General features: G+C 68.0%; 13 protein-coding genes and 1 pseudogene. 8 read left to right on the forward strand and 6 right to left on the reverse strand.

All coding sequences use genetic code 11. The features are described from left to right. Positions 1–36 precede the first annotated feature (36 nt). The 3 genes from CLM62_RS38720 to CLM62_RS52825 all read left to right on the forward strand — a co-directional run bounded on the left by CLM62_RS38720 (position 37) and on the right by CLM62_RS52825 (position 1,895). A complete protein-coding gene (locus CLM62_RS38720) occupies positions 37–477 on the forward strand; it encodes a hypothetical protein (RefSeq protein WP_257004337.1) in 441 nt (146 codons plus the stop codon). Further along, positions 474–1,091 (forward strand): DUF5753 domain-containing protein, encoded by a 618-nt coding sequence (locus tag CLM62_RS38725; RefSeq protein ID WP_095754564.1) that lies wholly within the window; start codon positions 474–476, stop codon positions 1,089–1,091. The genes CLM62_RS38720 and CLM62_RS38725 overlap by 4 nt, the downstream gene beginning before the upstream one ends. 324 nt (positions 1,092–1,415) lie before the next feature. Beyond that, complete coding sequence (locus tag CLM62_RS52825) at positions 1,416–1,895, forward strand: hypothetical protein (RefSeq protein WP_095754565.1); 480 nt, start codon at positions 1,416–1,418, stop codon at positions 1,893–1,895. 314 nt (positions 1,896–2,209) lie between these two features. On the opposite strand, the pseudogene CLM62_RS38740 reads toward CLM62_RS52825, so the two are convergent. The 3 genes and pseudogenes from CLM62_RS38740 to CLM62_RS38750 form a co-directional block, all read right to left on the reverse strand. Continuing rightward, a pseudogene (locus CLM62_RS38740) lies at positions 2,210–2,443 on the reverse strand (dienelactone hydrolase family protein); the annotation flags it as partial. A 15-nt stretch (positions 2,444–2,458) separates the two neighbouring features. Next, positions 2,459–2,935, reverse strand: coding sequence for a cupin domain-containing protein (locus tag CLM62_RS38745; RefSeq protein WP_179382410.1), 477 nt, complete (start codon positions 2,933–2,935; stop codon positions 2,459–2,461). A gap of 252 nt (positions 2,936–3,187) precedes the next feature. Continuing rightward, the gene (locus CLM62_RS38750) at positions 3,188–3,874 is read right to left on the reverse strand and encodes an NADPH-dependent F420 reductase (protein WP_095754568.1); all 687 of its coding nucleotides are present in this window, start codon (positions 3,872–3,874) and stop codon (positions 3,188–3,190) included. A 71-nt stretch (positions 3,875–3,945) separates the two neighbouring features. Here CLM62_RS38750 and CLM62_RS38755 point away from each other — a divergent pair, with 71 nt between their 5' ends. From CLM62_RS38755 to CLM62_RS38775, 5 genes are all read left to right on the forward strand, one after another. Continuing rightward, the gene (locus CLM62_RS38755) at positions 3,946–4,326 is read left to right on the forward strand and encodes a helix-turn-helix domain-containing protein (RefSeq protein WP_095754569.1); all 381 of its coding nucleotides are present in this window, start codon (positions 3,946–3,948) and stop codon (positions 4,324–4,326) included. Between the two features lie 305 nt (positions 4,327–4,631). Continuing rightward, entirely contained in the window at positions 4,632–11,261 is a 6,630-nt protein-coding gene (locus CLM62_RS38760; protein WP_095754570.1) for a polymorphic toxin-type HINT domain-containing protein, read from the forward strand. A 115-nt stretch (positions 11,262–11,376) separates the two neighbouring features. After that, on the forward strand, positions 11,377–11,682 hold the full coding sequence (locus tag CLM62_RS38765) for a hypothetical protein (protein ID WP_257004338.1): 306 nt from the start codon (positions 11,377–11,379) through the stop codon (positions 11,680–11,682). A 1-nt stretch (position 11,683) separates the two neighbouring features. Continuing rightward, a complete protein-coding gene (locus tag CLM62_RS38770) occupies positions 11,684–12,196 on the forward strand; it encodes a hypothetical protein (RefSeq protein WP_095754572.1) in 513 nt (170 codons plus the stop codon). 331 nt (positions 12,197–12,527) lie between these two features. Further along, entirely contained in the window at positions 12,528–14,600 is a 2,073-nt protein-coding gene (locus tag CLM62_RS38775; RefSeq protein ID WP_373559230.1) for a peptidoglycan recognition protein, read from the forward strand. Positions 14,601–14,613: 13 nt separating this feature from the next. On the opposite strand, the gene CLM62_RS38780 is transcribed toward CLM62_RS38775, so the two are convergent. The 3 genes from CLM62_RS38780 to CLM62_RS38790 form a co-directional block, all read right to left on the reverse strand. Further along, a complete protein-coding gene (locus CLM62_RS38780) occupies positions 14,614–14,955 on the reverse strand; it encodes a hypothetical protein (RefSeq protein ID WP_143659226.1) in 342 nt (113 codons plus the stop codon). A gap of 87 nt (positions 14,956–15,042) precedes the next feature. Then, positions 15,043–15,585 (reverse strand): hypothetical protein, encoded by a 543-nt coding sequence (locus CLM62_RS38785; RefSeq protein ID WP_095754575.1) that lies wholly within the window; start codon positions 15,583–15,585, stop codon positions 15,043–15,045. A 60-nt stretch (positions 15,586–15,645) separates the two neighbouring features. Further along, positions 15,646–17,190, reverse strand: a complete 1,545-nt coding sequence (locus tag CLM62_RS38790; RefSeq protein WP_095754576.1) for a fused MFS/spermidine synthase — start codon at positions 17,188–17,190, stop codon at positions 15,646–15,648. Positions 17,191–17,653: the final 463 nt, after the last annotated feature.

The raw sequence follows: 17,653 nt of genomic DNA on the forward strand, positions 1-17,653 counted from the left end.
CCCGCTCGGCCCCCGCGCCAGAACGGATAACACCCCATGCCCCTCACCGAGCTGACCGCGACCAGCCGTGTGACCGTCTTTCCCCTCGAAAGCCTCACCGTCGCCTACACCACGCAGTCCAGCGACGAGCGCGGCCTGGGAGACATCGGCCTCGTCACCGTCGTAGACGAAGAGAGCGACGGCGAAGAGCTGTGGCAGCTCGCACGGGACCTGGGCGGACGTACCCATGGTGGTGACCAGGCCCGATGGATCTTGACTCAGGCGAGCCGCGCCCGGATGGTCAAGGCGTACACGGACCTGCCGGACGCGAAGTGGTCGGCACACATCCGCCGACGCATCGTCCTCGACGCGCTCTTCGCCAATCACGACGTCCTGATGACCGGCCGTATCTCGCTGTTGAATCCCTGTGCGCGATCCGCTGCACCGGGTATGACTTCGACTGGTTCACGATCAGCAACCGAAGGGAACGCACAGTGACCAGTTCGGTCCCCTGGCAACAGCGACTGTCCACCGGCACGGAAGACATCCAGGACGAGGTGATCGGCTGGTATCAGCAGACGCGGCACGGCAAGGCGTACGTCCCCACGATGATTTGGGGCACGCTCCAGACCGAGGAGTACGCCACCGTGATCCTCCGCCAAGTCGTGGAGTTCCTCGGCATCCCGGACGACGTGCCGGCGGGTGTTGCCAAACGGATGGAGCGCCAGAAGGTGCTGTACGACGGCGAGCACCGCTACGACGTGATCCTCGGCGAACAAGCCCTGTACACGAACATCGGTGGGCCGGAGGTGATGCGCGGGCAGATGGAACGGCTCCTTCGCGACATCGACCTCCCTTCCCTCACCCTCGGAGTACTGCCGACCACCGCCGAGGTGGGCGTGCTCCCCATGCCAGGCTTCAACATGTACGGCGACAGCCGAGCCCACTACGAACTCGTCTCAACCGGCGTGGACGTCACCGACCCCGACCAACTCGCCCTCCACACCAAGGCATTCAGCGCCCTCAGCAACGCCGCCTGCTATGGAAACGCCGCCGAGAAGCTGATCGGCAAGGCCCTGGCCTTCTGGGGCCGCTCGGCGGTGGCTCCGTGAGCGTCCTCACCCGCAGGGAGGCCACCCCGCATGAGGCCAGTTCCCGCCGAAACCCGGACGCCCACCAGCAGTGGCTCGCCGTCCGCTGATCAGGCTGCCGCACCGGGAAACTCCAAGATCCGCGACAGGGTCGAGCTGAGACGGCCTCACCCGTTCAGCACCATGGGATGGGTCACCGGAAAAGCATGCTGACCAGCGAAAACAGCCGACGGCCCGGTCATGGTGACCGTCTCGTGCGGGTGCGTGATGTGAGCGCGTGGGGCAACGTCGAGGACGCAGGCCGCCAAAGAGGCGGGCCGCACTCACTGAAAGGAAGCGCTCCCTGTGAAGCGTTCTCTCATCCGCGTCGCCATAGCCGGCGCCCTCACTACCCCTGTCCTGTTCATGGCCTCCGGCGTGGCCTCCGCTGACAGCTCCTCGTACGGCAAGGAGCACGGCGCGTACAAGGAGCACAACTGCTCCAAGGACTACGCCGACGACAAGGGCAGCGACCGCCACGGCGACAAGTACGGGTACGACAAGTACGAGTACGGCAAGTCCGAGTACGACAAGTCCGAGTACGACAAGTCCGAGTACGAGTACGACAAGCACGAGTACAACAAGCGCGGGCACGACAAGTCCGAGTACGACAAGCACGAGTACGACAAGTCCGAGTACGACAAGCACGAGTACGACAAGTCCGAGTACGACAAGCACGACTACGACAAATCCGAGTACGACAAGCACGACTACGACAAGCACGACAAGTACGAGCACGACAAGGGCCACTACGGCCACGGGCTGCTCAGCCTGTTCGGCCTGTAAGGCGCCGGGGCGCCAAAGGGCCAAACCGCACTGAGTGACGTACGCGGTGACGTGCAAGGTGCCGTGCACTCGGGCACTGCGGGTCACCGCAGCGAACGCCTTGGCCGCCGATCAACCAGAGGGTGTCCTGGGCATCATCGCCACCAGCACCGGCACCCGGTGTGGTCCAAAACTGACGATCGGTCTGAAACTGACGATCATCGTTGACATCTGGGTCTCCGATCACTCCGGAGATCCGCATGTCGGATTCCACCCCCATCACCCCGCCGCTTGGCCGTGAGGCCAAGCGGCGTCTGGCGGTGCTATGGGCGGGCTCAGCTGTTGGTCAGGGTGCCGTCGAGGAGGGGGAGCAAGCGCTCCCAATGGCGCTGCAGTGCGGAGGCGTTGAAGGCGTCGGTGTCGGACATGGTGAAGCCGTGGATGGTGCCGGGGTAGATCTCGGTGGTGTAGCCGACACCTGCGGCGTCCAGGGCCTGGTTGAGCTCGGTGATGGCCTCGGGCGGCATGTCGTTCTCGGAGAGGCCGAGGTGGACTTGGGCGGTGAGCTTGGGGGCATGACACGCTCAGCTCTCCGGCTTCGGCCTCATTTGGATTCCGTGCCGCGCGGCGATCTGCGCGAGACTCTCGAAGTCCGGCGGCTCGGTGGGGGGAGTGGGCAGTTCATTCGCTGTGGCAGGTTCGCCCGCCTCGGCGAAGAACTTCTCCATATACCCACCCGGTGTGTAGATGACGAGGAGGCGCGACGTCTCGAGCGGCTCGAACCTCTCCCAGGTGCCCTCGGGAATGTGGAAGAAGGATCCTGGGCCGCTTTCGATCGTCTCGCCGTTGATGTAGTAGCGGATCCTGCCCTCCAGGACATGGACGCTCTCGGTTCCGGGGTGGGTGTGCGGTGGCGGTCCCCAGCCGGCGGGAATCGTCATCTCCATGACGGTCAACGCGCCACCGGTCTCGTCGGCGGATGCCTTCACCGTGTACAGGCCGTTCAGCACCCAGAACGACCTGCCCTCGCCCTGCTGGAGCAACACCGTCTTCTCTGCCATGGGGAAAACCTCCTCTCCCCCTTGGTTTCTCCTTCCAGCGTCCGCCCCGCCAACACCCGCCGCAACCTCCGATACAGCCGGCTCCGCTGTGAGCACCGAGCGTGTTCGGCCCGACGTCTCCGACGGACACGGCGGGAAGGCGCAGCTCGGCTGCCAGCCGGACGCCATGCGGCCGGCGAGGGCGCGTCTTCGACCAGGCGCTCGCCCTGGTCTCGTCATGGGCTCCCCCCGGCTCCGGGCGAGGGCGCCGCCTCACCGTGGTTCGCCGCGATGATGCAGCGATGTGCCCTCATGTCTTGGTCCGGCCGCGTACGCCAGCGGAGGTGCGATCGCCTGGGCGTCCGCTCCCTCGCCGACCCACAGCCCGATGAACAGTGCGGCGGTCGCCTCCAGGAGTCCTGCCCGCTCGAGACCTCCGCCGGCCACCGGTTCACAGCCCACATCCCGCACCAACTCGTGTACGCGCGTCAGGGCTGCCTGGTCGTCCCCGCAGACCGGAACGGCCAGTGGCCGCCCGTCGAAGACGGGTGGCCGCATGCGCCACACGTCCTCGTGGCAGAGATTGAACGCCTTGACGACGTGGGCTCCCGGTGCCGCCGCGGCCAGCTGCTGCGCGGCCGAGGGGCCTCGCTCCGTCAGCAGTCGGAAGCCGGGCCCGACCGGATTGGAGCAGTCGAGCAGCACCTTGCCGTCCAGGGCTGTGTGCAGTTCCCGTGCCACGCCCGCTCCTGCGCCAAAGGGCAGCGCGGCCAGCACCACCTGACCGAACTCGGCCGCCGTACGCAGACCGGCAGGCTTCGCGCCGTCCCCGATGCGCGTCGCGAGCCGCTCTGCCTTGTGTGCGTCCCGTCCGCCGATGGTCACCTCGTGCCCGGCCCGCGCCCAGTGGGTGGCGAGCGCGTCCGCCATGTTGCCCGTTCCCAGTACGCCGATTCTCATCACGCGTTCCTCTTTCGTGCCTTCGACCGTTCGCAACGACGCTAGGTGGCCCGTCGGGCACCATTTGGTACGTGACGACCGACGCTTTCCTCGCCGACTGCCGCGCCCGCCTCGCTTTCGACCTGCTCTCCAACACCTGGAACGCCGTGGTGCTTTGGGCGCTGCGTGATGGTCCCAGGCGCCCGGTGGAACTGCGGGAGCGCATCGGGGGCATCAGCTCCAAGGTCCTCACCGAGACGCTGCGGCGCCTGCAGTTCAACGGGCTGGTGGCACGGCACGCGCATCCAGGAGCGCCACTGCGGGTCGAGTACCAACTCACAGCTCTGGGGCGGACCTTGTTGGCACCCATCGACGCCGTCGGAGCATGGGCCTTCGAGCATGGCGATGAGGTCGTGGCCGCCCAGGAGGCGGCATGCACCCACACCACGCCGTGCACCCCTCGTACCCACTAGGGCCTGTTGCGAAGGTCCCGCCTGCCCACCCGAACTCGCCCTGCACGACAAGGCATTCGGCGCACTCCCCAACGCCGCCCGCCATGGAGACGCCGCCAACATGACGCCACCAACATGACCTTTGAAATTTCTTTACATGTTCACTACATCTCCCTAGGCTTCCTTCGCCGGGCCACTGTGGCCTGTGTTCATTAGGGGGATTCGTGAGACCGGTGGAAGATTTGCCCTCTCCTATGGAGAGAGGGCGGATATGGCATGAGAAGAGCAGGAGCCTGCGCTGGATAGCGGGCGGGCTCTCCGCTCTGATGGTGGCGGCCGCACTGGAGGGCACGGCGCTGGCCGCCCCCGCCCAGGAGCAGGCGAAGGCCCCCAAGCCGAAGACCGCGACCACCGCGGCGGACATCCCCTCGGCGAGGGTGGCGGCCCGGCTGTCGGGGAAGCGGGTCGAGGCCCTGTCGGAGCGTAGCGAGACGTCGAAGACCTGGGCGAACAAGGACGGCAGTCTGACGACGGAGCTGTCGGCCGGGCCGGTCCGCTTCGAGCGGGACGGCAAGTGGGTCGCCGTCGACGTGGAACTGCGGGAGTCCGGCAAGGGCGTGGAGCCGGTGGCGCACCCCAACGGGCTGCGGCTGGCGGGGAAGACCGGCACGGTCGCGACGTCCCTGCGGGCCGGACAGCGGCAGAAGGCCGTCGACCTGGTGACCCTGGGGGAGGGAAGTGAGCAGATCACCCTCCAGTGGAAGGGCGGTCTGCCGGAGCCGAAGCTGGACGGCACGCGGGCGGAGTACGTCAACGCCGTGCCCGGCGCGGATGTCGTGGTCGAGGCGACCCGTACGGGCTTCGAGCAGTTCGTCGAGATCAAGAAGAAGCCGGCCGCGGACGGCTACGCGTACACACTGCCGCTGAAGGCCGCGGGCCTGAAGGTCAAGCAGCTGAAGAACGGTAGCGTGCTGTTCACCGACCAGAAGAACAAGAATCGGGCTGTCATGCCCGCGCCCATGATGTGGGACTCCACCGTCGACAAGCGCTCCGGCGAGCACACCCGCCGTGTGCCGGTGGCGATGAAGGTGGTGCGGAAAGGTTCCTCCGTCGATCTCGTGGTGACTCCGGACGCGAAGTTCCTCGCCGACCCGGACACCAAGTACCCGGTGACGGTGGATCCGTCCACCTCCTCGCTGTCCAACGTCTTCGACACGTACGTGCAGCAGGGCGAGACGGTCGACTGGTCGTCCGACACCGAACTGGACCTGGGCAACCCGGGCACGACCAACTCCGACGGCACACCGCGCATCGCGCAGTCCTTCATCTCCTGGAACACCACGCCGATCCAGGACGCATTGGTGCTGGACGCCAAGCTGTCCCTGTGGAACTTCCACTCCGGCAACAACGTGGACTGCAAGGCGTACCCGTGGGAGGTGTGGGCGTCGGGCGCGGCCTCCACCTCGAGCCGGTGGACCAACCGCCCCACCATGACGGCGAAGAAGGCCACCTCCACCGAGACCCGGGGCAACGCCTCGTGCACCACGCAGCCCGATGGATGGATCAACGCTGATGTGACCACCCTGACCCAGGAGTGGGCATCCGCGAACGCCACGCGCGGGCACATGGGCCTGCGTGCCACCAGCGAGTCCGTGGTCGCTCAGTGGAAGAGGGTCAACTCCGCCAACGCCGCTTCGAACCCGCCGAAGCTGGTGGTGAACTACAACTACCGGCCGCGCACGGGAACGAAGCAGGAGGCCGGGCCTCCGTACTTCTCCTACAGCGGCGCGTACACGGTGAACACGACCACACCGACGCTGCGGGACACCTTCGTCGACGCCGACGGCGACAAGGTCAACGGCACCTTCCAGATCTACGACAACGCCACCAACACGCAGGTCGGCGACGTCATCGTGTCGAAGTACGTGCCCTCCGGGCAGGCTGCCCCGGTGACCGTCCCGGCCGGTGTGCTCAGCAACGGCAAGACGTACAAGTTCCGCACCAGCCCCTATGACGGAACGCACTACAACAACGGCTGGTCGGCGTGGAAGACCTTCACGGTCGACACCTCCGCCCCCTCCGCCCCTTCGAAGATCCTCTCCACGGACTATCCGAGCGGGCAGTGGGTCAAGGGCGCGGGACAGACCGGCACCTTCACCGTCACGCCGCCCGCCGCCGACCACAACTGGCTGGAGTGGTCACTGGACGGCTTGACCTGGACGAAGGTCGCCACGGGTGGTTCGACGGCGGACAAGGGCATCGCCATCACCCCGCCGAAGAACGGCACCCACACCCTCCAGGTGCGGGCCGTGGACAAGGCCGACAACAAGTCCGAGGCGGTCGAGTACGTCTTCCACGCAGGTCCGGGTGGTTTCATCCAGCCGAGCGAGGGCGAGCGCACCGCGCGCAGGCTGCCCCTGGTCGCCGAGGCCGACGCGGCCAAGTACGACTCCGTGTCCTTCTCCTGGCGTCGTTCCGAGGCCGACCCCTGGGTGAAGATCCCCGCCGGGGACGTCACCTCCGGCGGTACCCCCCTGACCAGTTGGCCCGTCCCGCTCACGGGCGGCAAGAACGCGCCCTTGACCTGGAACGCGACGAGCACCGTCGATCCTGACGGCAGTGTTCGGATCAAGGCCGACTTCACCGGCGCGGGCTCCGCCTCCGGCAGCACCGAGCCCCTCACCGTGGTCGTCGACCGCACCGCGGACGGTGCCGCTGCCGACGAGGTCGGCCCCGGCTCGGTGAACCTGCTGACGGGCGACTACACGCTCTCGGAGACGGACGCCTCCTTCTTCGAGCTGTCGGTCAGCAGGACCGCTTCCTCCCGGGCCCCGGACGCCGCCACCGCCCAGACCGGGCAGGCGCCGATCTTCGGCAAGCAGTGGGTGTCCGGCACGGTCGCCGAGGCGACCGAATCCGACTACTCACACATCCGCCGGATCTCGGACACAGCGGTCGTCGTGGTGGACTCCGACAACGAGGAGACGCACTTCACCGCGAACACGGCGAAGACCGGCTGGGTCCCCGAGCCCGGCGCGGAGGACCAGACCCTCAAGGGCAGCGTCAGTGGCAGCTTCACCCTGTCCGACACCGAGGGCACGGTCACCGAGTTCACCAAGCCCGACGCCGCAGCGGACACCTGGCAGGTCTCCAGCACCCTGCTGGACGGGCTGTCGGGCTCGACCACGACCGTGATCTCCGAGACGGTCACCGTCGACGGCGCGAAACTGGCCCGCCCGAAGCGCATCCTCGCCCCCACGTCCGCGGCGACCGCCGCGACGTGCACCGCGACCCCGACCACCAAGGGTTGCCGGGCACTGGAGTTCGTCTACGCGACCACCACCACCGCCACCGACACCGGCTACGGCGACTACAGCGGCCAGGTCAAGGAGATCCGCCTCTGGTCCACCGAGCCGGGCGCGTCGGCTGCCACCTCCAAGTCCGTACAGATGTATCTCTACGACGGCACCGGTCGGCTGCGTCAGACGTGGCACCCGCAGATCTCGCCCTCGCTGAAGACCGAGTACGGCTACGACAGCGCGGGCCGTGTCACCAAGATCACCCCGCCGGGAGAGCTTCCCTGGACCTTCACCTACGGCAAGGCGGGATCCAGCAGCGCCGCCGGAGAGGGCATGCTGCTCAAGGCGTCCCGGCCCGGTCTGCAACAGGGCAGCGCCGACACCGTCTCCGGTGAGGCGGTCACGAGCATCGTCTACGACGTGCCGCTGACGGGTGCCAGTGCCCCCTACAAGCTGGGCGCGAGCGAGGTGAAGGCATGGGGGCAGACCGATGCCCCGACCGACGCGACGGCGGTCTTCCCCGCCGACTCCGTCCCCGCGTCCCACTCGGGTGACGCGCTGACCGCGTCTTCCTACGCCCGTGCGGATATCAGCTATCTGGGAGTCTCCGGACGCTCGGTCAACTCCGCCGCGCCGGGCGGGCACATCAGCACCACCGAGTACGACCGGTTCGGCAACACCGTCCGTGAACTGACGGCGGCCAACCGGGCCCTCGCCCTGGGCGTCTCCGCCGCGGACCGCGCGGCACAGGCGGAGCTCGGCATCGCCTCCCTCGCCACGGCCGAGCGTGCCGAGTTGCTGACCACGCGCTCGCTCTACAACGAGACCGGCACTCGCGAACTGGAGGAGTCCGGCCCGCTGCGGCGCGCCGATCTGACCGCCGATCTCAAGTCCGGCACCACGACGCTCGTCGCCGCGGGAACCCCGGTCACCGCGCGCTCCCGGACGGTCAACGAGTACGACACGGGCCGCCCCACGGACGGCACCGCCACGATCAAGGACCAGGTCACCAAGGTCACCACGGGTGCGCAGGTCCGGGAGCACCCGACCGTCCACGCGGAGACACGAGTCGTCCAGACGGAGTACGACTGGGCCAGGGGAATGCCGGTGAAGTCCATTCAGGATCCCGCCGGACTGGCCATCACCACCACGACCGAGTACGACGCCCTGGGCCGGGTCGCCAAGACCATGAACACCGGCAGCACCGGCACGGACGCCGGCACGGTCGTGACCGCCTACTGGTCCGCCACCGGCACGGGCAGCTGCGCCGGCCGCCCCGAGTGGGCGGACCTGGTCTGCTCCGTCGGACCCGGCGGGGCCGTCACCTCAGGCGGCTCCAACCCCAGCCAGTTGCCGACCACCACCACCGAGTACGACTGGTGGGGCAACGCGGCCAAGGGAACCGAGACGGCAAACGGCGTCACCCGCACCACGACCACGTCGTACGACGCGGCAGGGCGCCCGACCACGGTGAAGGTCACCGGCGGCAGCGGCCAGGCGGTCCCCGAGACCACCACCGAGTACGACCCGGCCACCGGGAAGGAGACGAAGACCACTTCGCCCACGGGCGGCACCATCACCCGGGCCTACGACAAGCTGGGCCGCGCGATCTCCTACACCGACGCCGACGGCGGAAAGACCACCACCGAGTACGACCTGCTCGACCGCCCGGTCAAGGTCACCGACACCGTTCCGTCCACTGTCACCTACACCTACGACCACACCGCCGAGCCGCGCGGCCTGGCCACGAGGACCACCGACTCCATCGCCGGTGCCTTCTCCGCCACCTATGACGCGGACGGCTCAGTCACCACGGAGAAACTGCCCGGCGGCTACACCCTCACCGTCACGGAGGACACCACCGGCGCACCCGTCGACCGCACCTACACCCGTGACAGTGACGGCACCGTCGTGATGTCGGACGCGGTGACCGAATCGGTTCACGGCCAGACCGCCAGCCACTCCGGATGGTCCGACCAGACCTATCGCTACGACGCCGTGGGCCGCCTCACCACCGTCGAGGACACCGTCGAGACGGTCTGCACCCGTCGCACCTACGGACTCGACAAGCACAGCAACCGCACTTCCCTGATCAGCGCCGCCGCGGCACCCGGCCTGGACTGCCCGACCACCGGAGGCACGACCAAGAGCTCCACCTTCGACAGCGCCGACCGCATCACCGACAGCGGCTACGCCTACGACGCCTTCGGCCGCACCACCGCCCTGCCCGGCGGGGTGAGCGTCGGCTACTACGCCAACGACCTCGTCCGCCAGCAGACCGCGAACGGCAAGCGCCAGACCTGGCAGCTGGACGCCAACCTGCGCTTCCGCTCCTGGACGGTGGAGACCGACAACGGCGGGACCTGGTCGCCGACGGAAAACAAGCTCAACCACTACGACGGCGACACCGACAATCCCCGCTGGATCATCGAGAACACCGCCACCGGGGCCCTGACCCGCAACGTGGACTCCCTCTCCGGGGACCTCGGTGCGATCACGAGCGCCTCCGGCGACACCGTGCTCCAATTCACCGACATCCATGGTGATGTCGCCCTGCAACTCCCGCTCAACGCGGGCGAAGCGCCCGTCGTCCTCGACACGGACGAGTACGGCAACCCCCGCAGCCAGCAGAAGGCGGTGCGCTACGGCTGGCTCGGCGGCAAGCAGCGCTCCCAGGAGACCGTCGCCGGCTACACCCTCATGGGCGTACGCCAGTACAACCCGGCCACCGGGCGCTTCCTGTCCGCCGACCCGGAACAGGGCGGCAACGCCAACGCCTACGAGTACTGCATGGCAGATCCCATCAACTGCGTCGACCTCGACGGGAAATGGGGCTTCAAGAAGTTCTTCAAGAAGGCCAAGCGCTGGGCCTGGCGCAACAAGTGGGACATCGCCCTGACCGCGGCCGGATTCATTCCCGGCCTCGGCGCGGCCGCCTGGGGCTACCGCGCCTACCGCGGCTACCGGGCCATCCGCGCCGCACGGTCCATCGGACGGTCGTGCCGCAGGAACTCCTTCCTGCCCGACACCCCGGTGATGATGGCGGACGGCAGCACGAAGCCGATCAGCGAGGTGGCCAAGGGCGACATGGTCCGGGCCGCCGACGAGGTCACGGGCGAAATCAAGGTCTCCCCCGTCACCGACGTCATCATCGGTGACGGCATGAAGGACCTGGTGACGCTGTCCGTCGACTCGGACGGCGACGGACGGACCGAGCAGCTCACGGCCACCACGGAGCACCCCCTGTATCTGCAGGGGCGGGGCTGGGTCGACGCCGGGAAGGTGCGGTCCTCGGACCGGCTGCTGGCGCCCGACGGGAGAACCCCGGTCGTCACCGGGGCGGTGCGGGATCGGGCTGTGCGTCAGGTACGGAATCTCACGGTCGGTGGGACGCACACCTTTTACGTTCTGGCCGACGGAGCACCGGCGCTGGTTCACAACTGCCGGATCATGAGCAGTAAATGGTTCGGAAGTCGTCGGGGTGCCTACCGGGCACGGAGGAACGACTACAACAGGATGCGGCAGAGGGGTTATACATGTCAGCTTCGTGGTCCGTGCCGTAATGGCGGACACGCTCACCTGGACTGGTGGCGCGGCAACAAGTCGGGCACGATTCACTACCGGTGGCACGGCCGTGGGCTGGGCCGCCGAGGCTGACTGATCTGATGCGCGCATTCTCTGGGGGCAGAGATATCTCTGCCCCCAGGGGACCGAACCACCGAACTACCGAATCACCGAATGAACTACCGAACCACCGAACCAGGACACGGTCATGAGTGATATGACGGGATTCGTCCGCTCGGGATCCTTTGTTGTCGCCTTCGCGATCCTCGACGACGGCAGCGGGGCCTGTGACCCGAACGACGAGGTGCTCGTCGCCGCCCCGAACTGGGCAGGCGCCGCGAGGCTGATGCGCGAACAGGGCTACCGGCATGTGCCGAAGCAGCCCGCCCGGATGAAGCCGGACCAGGACGCCGTCGCTCTCGCCTTGAAGACGCCCGGAGTCGTGTACCGGCGGAAGTGGGCGGCCGGAGAAGAATGGCAAGCGATGGACACGGCAGGAAAGGAGGGGGAGTAATGTGAACCTTGACACGGCGATTCAGGAGTTGCTTTCCGCCCTGCGCAGGCATGCCGAAACGGTGTCGACTTCGGGTGCCACGGACGAGGCGTTGGAAGAGGCATTCGCAGCTGTCCGCTCGGCGGCCCGTAGATACTCCGAGACCGTATACGACATGTCGGGTCACGAAGGCCCGTTCTATGACCTTGAACTCGCGTCTGCGGATTCTGAGGAGGATCACGAAGCCGAGGAACTCGCCGGTGCTGGTCCCGGAGACATCCTCAGGATTTCTGGTACGTGGGACTTCCGGGTGGTCGACGGAGATTCCTGGACCCGTTATGTGTCCCAGCGGCTCGGCGACGTCGAGTCGGAAACCGGGTTGGGACTGTCCGGGGATCCGGCGGAGGCCGCCGCCGCACTGCTGGAGTTCGGAGAGCCGTGGGCCTGGCTCCGCGAGCATGGGCTGGAGAGTGCGGGAAGCGAATGGTCGGTGGGGGACAGCCTGGACCCGTTGGGCGAAGAGCAGGATGAATAGAGGCCTTGACCGGGGCCCAACTTCTCGTCGGTCAAAGGAATATTGTGCAAAGCCCGGCCGAGTTGCTCGGCCGGGCTCTTTTCGGGTTCACGGGAAGGGAATTGCGGACCGGTATGAGAGTTCGTCGTTGGTGGGGTGCGGCCGCGGTCGTGGCTGCGGGAGTTCCGGGGTGCTGGTGGTCCAGGGGGTGACCGGCGGCCCCGCGGACAGCGCGAAGGATGGCGACGGAAAGCCCGGGCCGGTCAGGAGCGAGGCGCGTACGGCCGCACTGGAGGTGGCCGGAAACGGCACTTCCGCGCAACTCGGCAAGCGGGATACCGAGCCGTTCAGCATGCTCGGCGTCACCTGGGCGGATCCGTCCGCAAGGGTGACCGGGGCGGTCGAGGTCCGCACCCGGGACGCGGAGTCCGGAAAGTGGTCCAACTGGCTGAGCCTGGACGGGGACAGCGGGCAGGGCGAGAGCGGGGCGGCACGCGGAGGCACCGAACCGGCGTGGGTGGGACCGTCCGACGGGGTCGAGGTCCGGGTGGACGGGAAGTCCTCGGAGCGACTGCCGAAGGGGCTGCGGCTGGACATGATCGACCCGGGCGGCGAGGCTTCGGCGCTGGAGCCCGCGGCGTACACGGTCGAGGAGAGCGAGAGCCCGTCCGCCGCCACGGATGCGCCGGCCCCGGAGGAGTCGGTGACGGGCTCGGCGGAGCCGTCCGTGTCCGAGCCGGTGCCCTCCGAGCCGTCCGTGTCCGAGCCGTCCGTGTCCGAGTCGCCGTCCCAGTCGGAGCCGGTGACGCCGAGTGCGACTCCGTCCGAGTCCGCCTCGGATTCGGCCTCACCATCGGTTTCGCCGTCCCCGTCGGTGAACGTACCGACCGCTCCGCCGTCCACCGCGCCCAAGCCGCCGATCACTTCACGGGCGGGCTGGGGTGCGGACGAGTCGATCAGCCCGGAGGAGCCCGGCTATCTCCCCGGCGGGAAGATCAAGGCGGTGGTCGTCCACCACACCGCCGAGTCCAACGACTACACCTGCGCCCAGGCCCCGGCCGTCGTACGCGGCATCTACGCCTACCACGTGCGGCAGCTCAAGTGGAAAGACATCGGCTACAACTTCCTGGTCGACAAGTGCGGCACGGTCTATGAGGGCCGCAAGGGTGGCGTCGACCTGCCGGTGATGGGAGCGCACGCGTACGGCTTCAACTCCGAGACCACCGGCATTTCAGTCCTCGGCACCTACACGACGGTCGCCCCCTCGCAGGAGGCGATGACGTCGGTCGCACGGATCGCCGCGTGGAAGCTGGGCCAGTACGGGGTCGACCCGACCGGCACCACCACCCTCACCGCGGGCGCGGACGGCACCAACTACTTCCGCAAGTCCTGGACCAAGGGTGCGCAGCTGAGCTTCCCGACCATCCACGGCCACCGCGACGGCTACAACACCCAGTGCCCTGGCGACGCCTTCTACGACCGGCTCGGCACGATCCGCAGCTGGGCGGCAGGTCCGGTCGCCGGACTCACCCTCAAGTCGGTGACCGGCACGGGCGTTTCGGGTTCGACGTACTACACCAAGGCCGACGTCACGGTGAACTGGTCGGCCACGACGCCCGCCGCGCTGATCGCGAAGTACGAGGTGCTGGTCGACGGCAAGGCCGCCGCCACCGCCACGGGAACCGCCGGCTCCGCCAAGGCGACTCTGGCCGTGGGCACCCACAAGGTGGCTGTCCGGGCCGTCCACCAGTCGGGGAAGACCACCACCACCGCGGCCGCGACCGTTGTCGCCGAGACCACCGCCCCCACCTTCACCACCAAGCCGAACCTGGCCCTGCGCACCGGCACGGTCACCACCACCGCCGTACCGCTGGCCGTGAAGTGGAAGGCCACGGACGGCGGGTCGCTGAAAGAGGTCCGGCTCACCGCCCCGGTGGCCAAGACCTACGGCCCGACCGTCACCAGCGCCAACCACACCGCCAAGTCCAACGCCGCGACGAAGTGGTCCCTGACGGCGCACGACCTCGCGGGCAACACAGCCCTCGCCTCGGTCACCGGCACCCCGGTCATCCTCCAGGAGACGTCCGCCACCAAGTCCGGCACCTGGACGACCAAGTCCTCCAGCAGCTACCTCGGCGGCAAGTCTTACACCAGCAAGACCAAGAACGCCTCGCTGAGCTGGACCTTCACCGGTCGCTCGGCAGCCTGGGTGGTCTCCCGCGCCTCCACCTCCGGCCAGGCGCACATCTACGTGGACGGTACGAAGGTGACGACCGTCGACCTGAAGTCCTCCACGGCGAAGTACCGCGACGCGCTCTGGACCAAGACCTGGGCGTCCAGCGGCAAGCACACCGTCAAGATCGTGGTCGTCGGCACCAGTGGTCGGCCGACGGTCACGACGGACGGACTCGTCTACCTCAAGTAGGCGATCAGCGTTCTCAGAGATTCCAGTAGTCGCGGTGGTCCTCGTCCCGCCAGCGGTCGTAGTCGGTGAAGGGGGTGGGCAGCCCCAGTGCGACCCAGGTGAGGCGAAGGACCCCGTATGCCACCGGAACAGCCAGGCCCACGAACAGGCTCTGCCGCTCCGCCGTCCCGAGGGCGAAGCGGGCAGTGGCGAACCCGGCGGCGAAAAGGACGCCGGCTCCAGCGGTCGCCAGCAGGAAGTCGGCGGCACGGACCGCGTACGACTCCATCGACCAGTGCAGCAGCTTGAGGTAGCCGATGATGGCCACGCTTGCCATTGCCAGGCCGCCGATGAGAACAAGGAGATGTCGCTCCACACCACCGGAGAGTAGGGACCTGACTCGGGACGGGTCCCCGAGCGCGATCAGTACGTGCTGCTCAACGCCTGCTGTAGCGTGCGGTTATCAGGGTGAGGTTGAGCCGTTCGAGCTTCCCTGCAACGTGTTGGCAGGCCTCGGATTGATCGTGTCGAAGTAGACGCTGTCCGTACCCGGATCGAAGTAGAACGCGCCGGAATCGGTCGTCATCTCATTGTCGAAGGACTCGCTGCGGACCCACCTCGCGCTCTTGGGCATGAACTGCGCGAGGGCACTCGGCGGTTGGGGCGGCGTCGCGGGCTGGAAATCCCGCTGCGGCGCCCCGACGACAGCGGCGACGCCACCCGCTCTCAGCCGGGCCAAGCCGACGACACGAACGTCCGTGGGACCCGGGGCGGACACCCGTGAACCGGAGCCCAGTACAACGCCCAGCCAGTGAGCGTCGGAGAGCGGGCCGAGCGCGGTGAACCGCCGCTCCAGTGGTTCGAGGTCTGTACGGACCTTGCTGTCATCGGTGTTGCCGTCGTTGCCGCCATCGGTGCTTCTCGAATCCGGCGTGCACGACGAGAGCACCACCGCCGCGCCGAGCGCGAGCACTCCCCGACGTCCGAGATCTACCGAGCCGCCCATGAGACGCCCTCCCCTGCAGGGCGTTGGTGATGGTGAACGGAGTGGCAACGCTGAAGGGGCTCACCGGCTGCTCTGTGGGCTGTAGGGCTGGAGGAGCTGGTCGACGGGTGCGTAGTCGTCGGTGAGCAGTCGGGCATCGCCGATCCAGGAGGTGAGGTCGTCGCCGGTGGCGATCTTCCAGCCGGTTTGGCGGGCGTCCAGCGCTTCCTGGGCCGCACGTAGGTCGACTTGCCGGTTGGAGGCGAGCACCACCAGATTGCCCCCCTGGGGGATGGCGGTCGGGTCGAGGCCGATATCGGTGGGTTCGCCGACGAGGGCGACGTGCTCGAAGGTCTCGCTGAGGGTGGCTGCTTCGGCACGTGCGAAGGCCATATCACCGTGATCGATGAGGTTGGCGACGTACAGGCCGTCCTCGTTGAGCACCCGTCGTACGTCAGTCATCGCTTCCACCGTGGTGAGGTGCCACGGCACGCTGACGCCCCCGAAGGCGTCGCCGACGACGAGGTCACGACTGCCGGCGTCCAGTCGCCGCAGGCCGAGCCTGCCGTCCTCGACGCGTACGTCGATACCGGCCTGCGATCTCAGACCGAGTTGGTCGCGGTCGATACGCACGACCCCGCTGTCGATCTCGGATACGAGGCTGCGCGTCCCGGGCCGCGTGGCCGCGAGGTAACGGGGAAAGGTGAGCCCGCCGCCACCCAGGTGGTGGGCGGCAAGGGGCTCACCTTCGGGGAAGGCGGCATCGACCACCGACGCGATGGCGCGCACGTACGTGAACTCCAGGAACGTCGGGTTGTCGATGTCGACGTAGGAGTGCCGCACACCGTCCAGAACAAGTGTGCGGCCGCTGTCCCGGTCGGGGTCTGCGACGACCCGTGCGCAGTGGTACCTGGTCTCCGTGTCGCAGCCACCGGGCGCGACCGTGGTGGCGAGGCCGCCGGCGACGACCACGAGTGTCAGGGCAGGGGTGCCGCTCCACCCGCGCGTTCGCCACTCGACCAGCGCCGCGCCGACCACCAGCAGTGTTCCGAGGCCGATCAGGATGCCGCTGACCGGCAACCGCGATACGAGGACGAAGCCGGTGAGGACGGTGCCGACGATGGCGCCGACTGTGCCGACGCCGGACAGTCGGCCGACGACCGTTCCGGTCTCGGCGAGGCTGGTGAGACGCAACTTGGTCACGATCGGTGTCACCGCGGAGAGCAGCGCGCCCGGCACGAGGATGGTCATCGACGCGATGAACAAGAGCACCGGTGGTGCCCACTCCCCCGTGGTACGCAGCACGGCAGGGGTGAGCGCCACGACCGCTCCCGACACCCCGAGCGAAGGGCCCAACAGCCGGCGTGGATTGACCTGGTCGGCGAGGCGCCCACCCATCCAGGAGCCGACGGCGATCGCGGTGAGGGCGATGCCGATCACCATGGTGCTGGTCTCGAGGGTGAGGCCGAGGTAGGGAGCCAGCAGCCGTAAAGCGACGATCTCGACCACCAGGACCGCGGCCGAGGACCCGAACACAAGCACGGCAGCGGCACGGGGACCCAGGCCGTCGTTGCGAGGCGTGCCCTCGGCGACAGGCGAAGAAGACGATCCGGTCACGGGCGACATCCTTGCACGCACCACTCGTCGGCGGCCGTAAAGAGCCTTCAGCGGTACGACGTTGGGGAGGTCATTCGTGTCTCGCTCGTGGGCGCTGACGAATCTGCCGAGCTGCTCGTGCCCTCGGATGCGTGCGCACCGTCCGGTGTAGAGGCGGCGGCTGATGCGGAGGAGACGGCGAGCGATGTCCTTCGCCTGACGGTGGGCCTGGGCGTTCCGCTCGGCGTTGAGGTAGGTCGCGGCGCGCCAGGACGCAGTTGATCGACGCCGGCAGCGAGAGAGGTTCCGAAGCCGTCACGTATGTACTCCTCGGATTGTTCGCCGCTCTCGATGGAGTGGGGCGCGTTGGCCGGTACGCCCACTCTGCGCTCGGGGTCTCGGGACCGGTCCCGAGTGCGCGGTGCCCAGGGCACGAAGAAGGCCGGCTCGACGCCGTTGGCGCCGAGCCGGCCTTTTCGGTGGTGCGTCCCCC

It is taken from the genome of Streptomyces sp. SA15 (genome assembly GCF_002291145.1).
GTDB lineage: Bacteria > Actinomycetota > Actinomycetes > Streptomycetales > Streptomycetaceae > Streptomyces.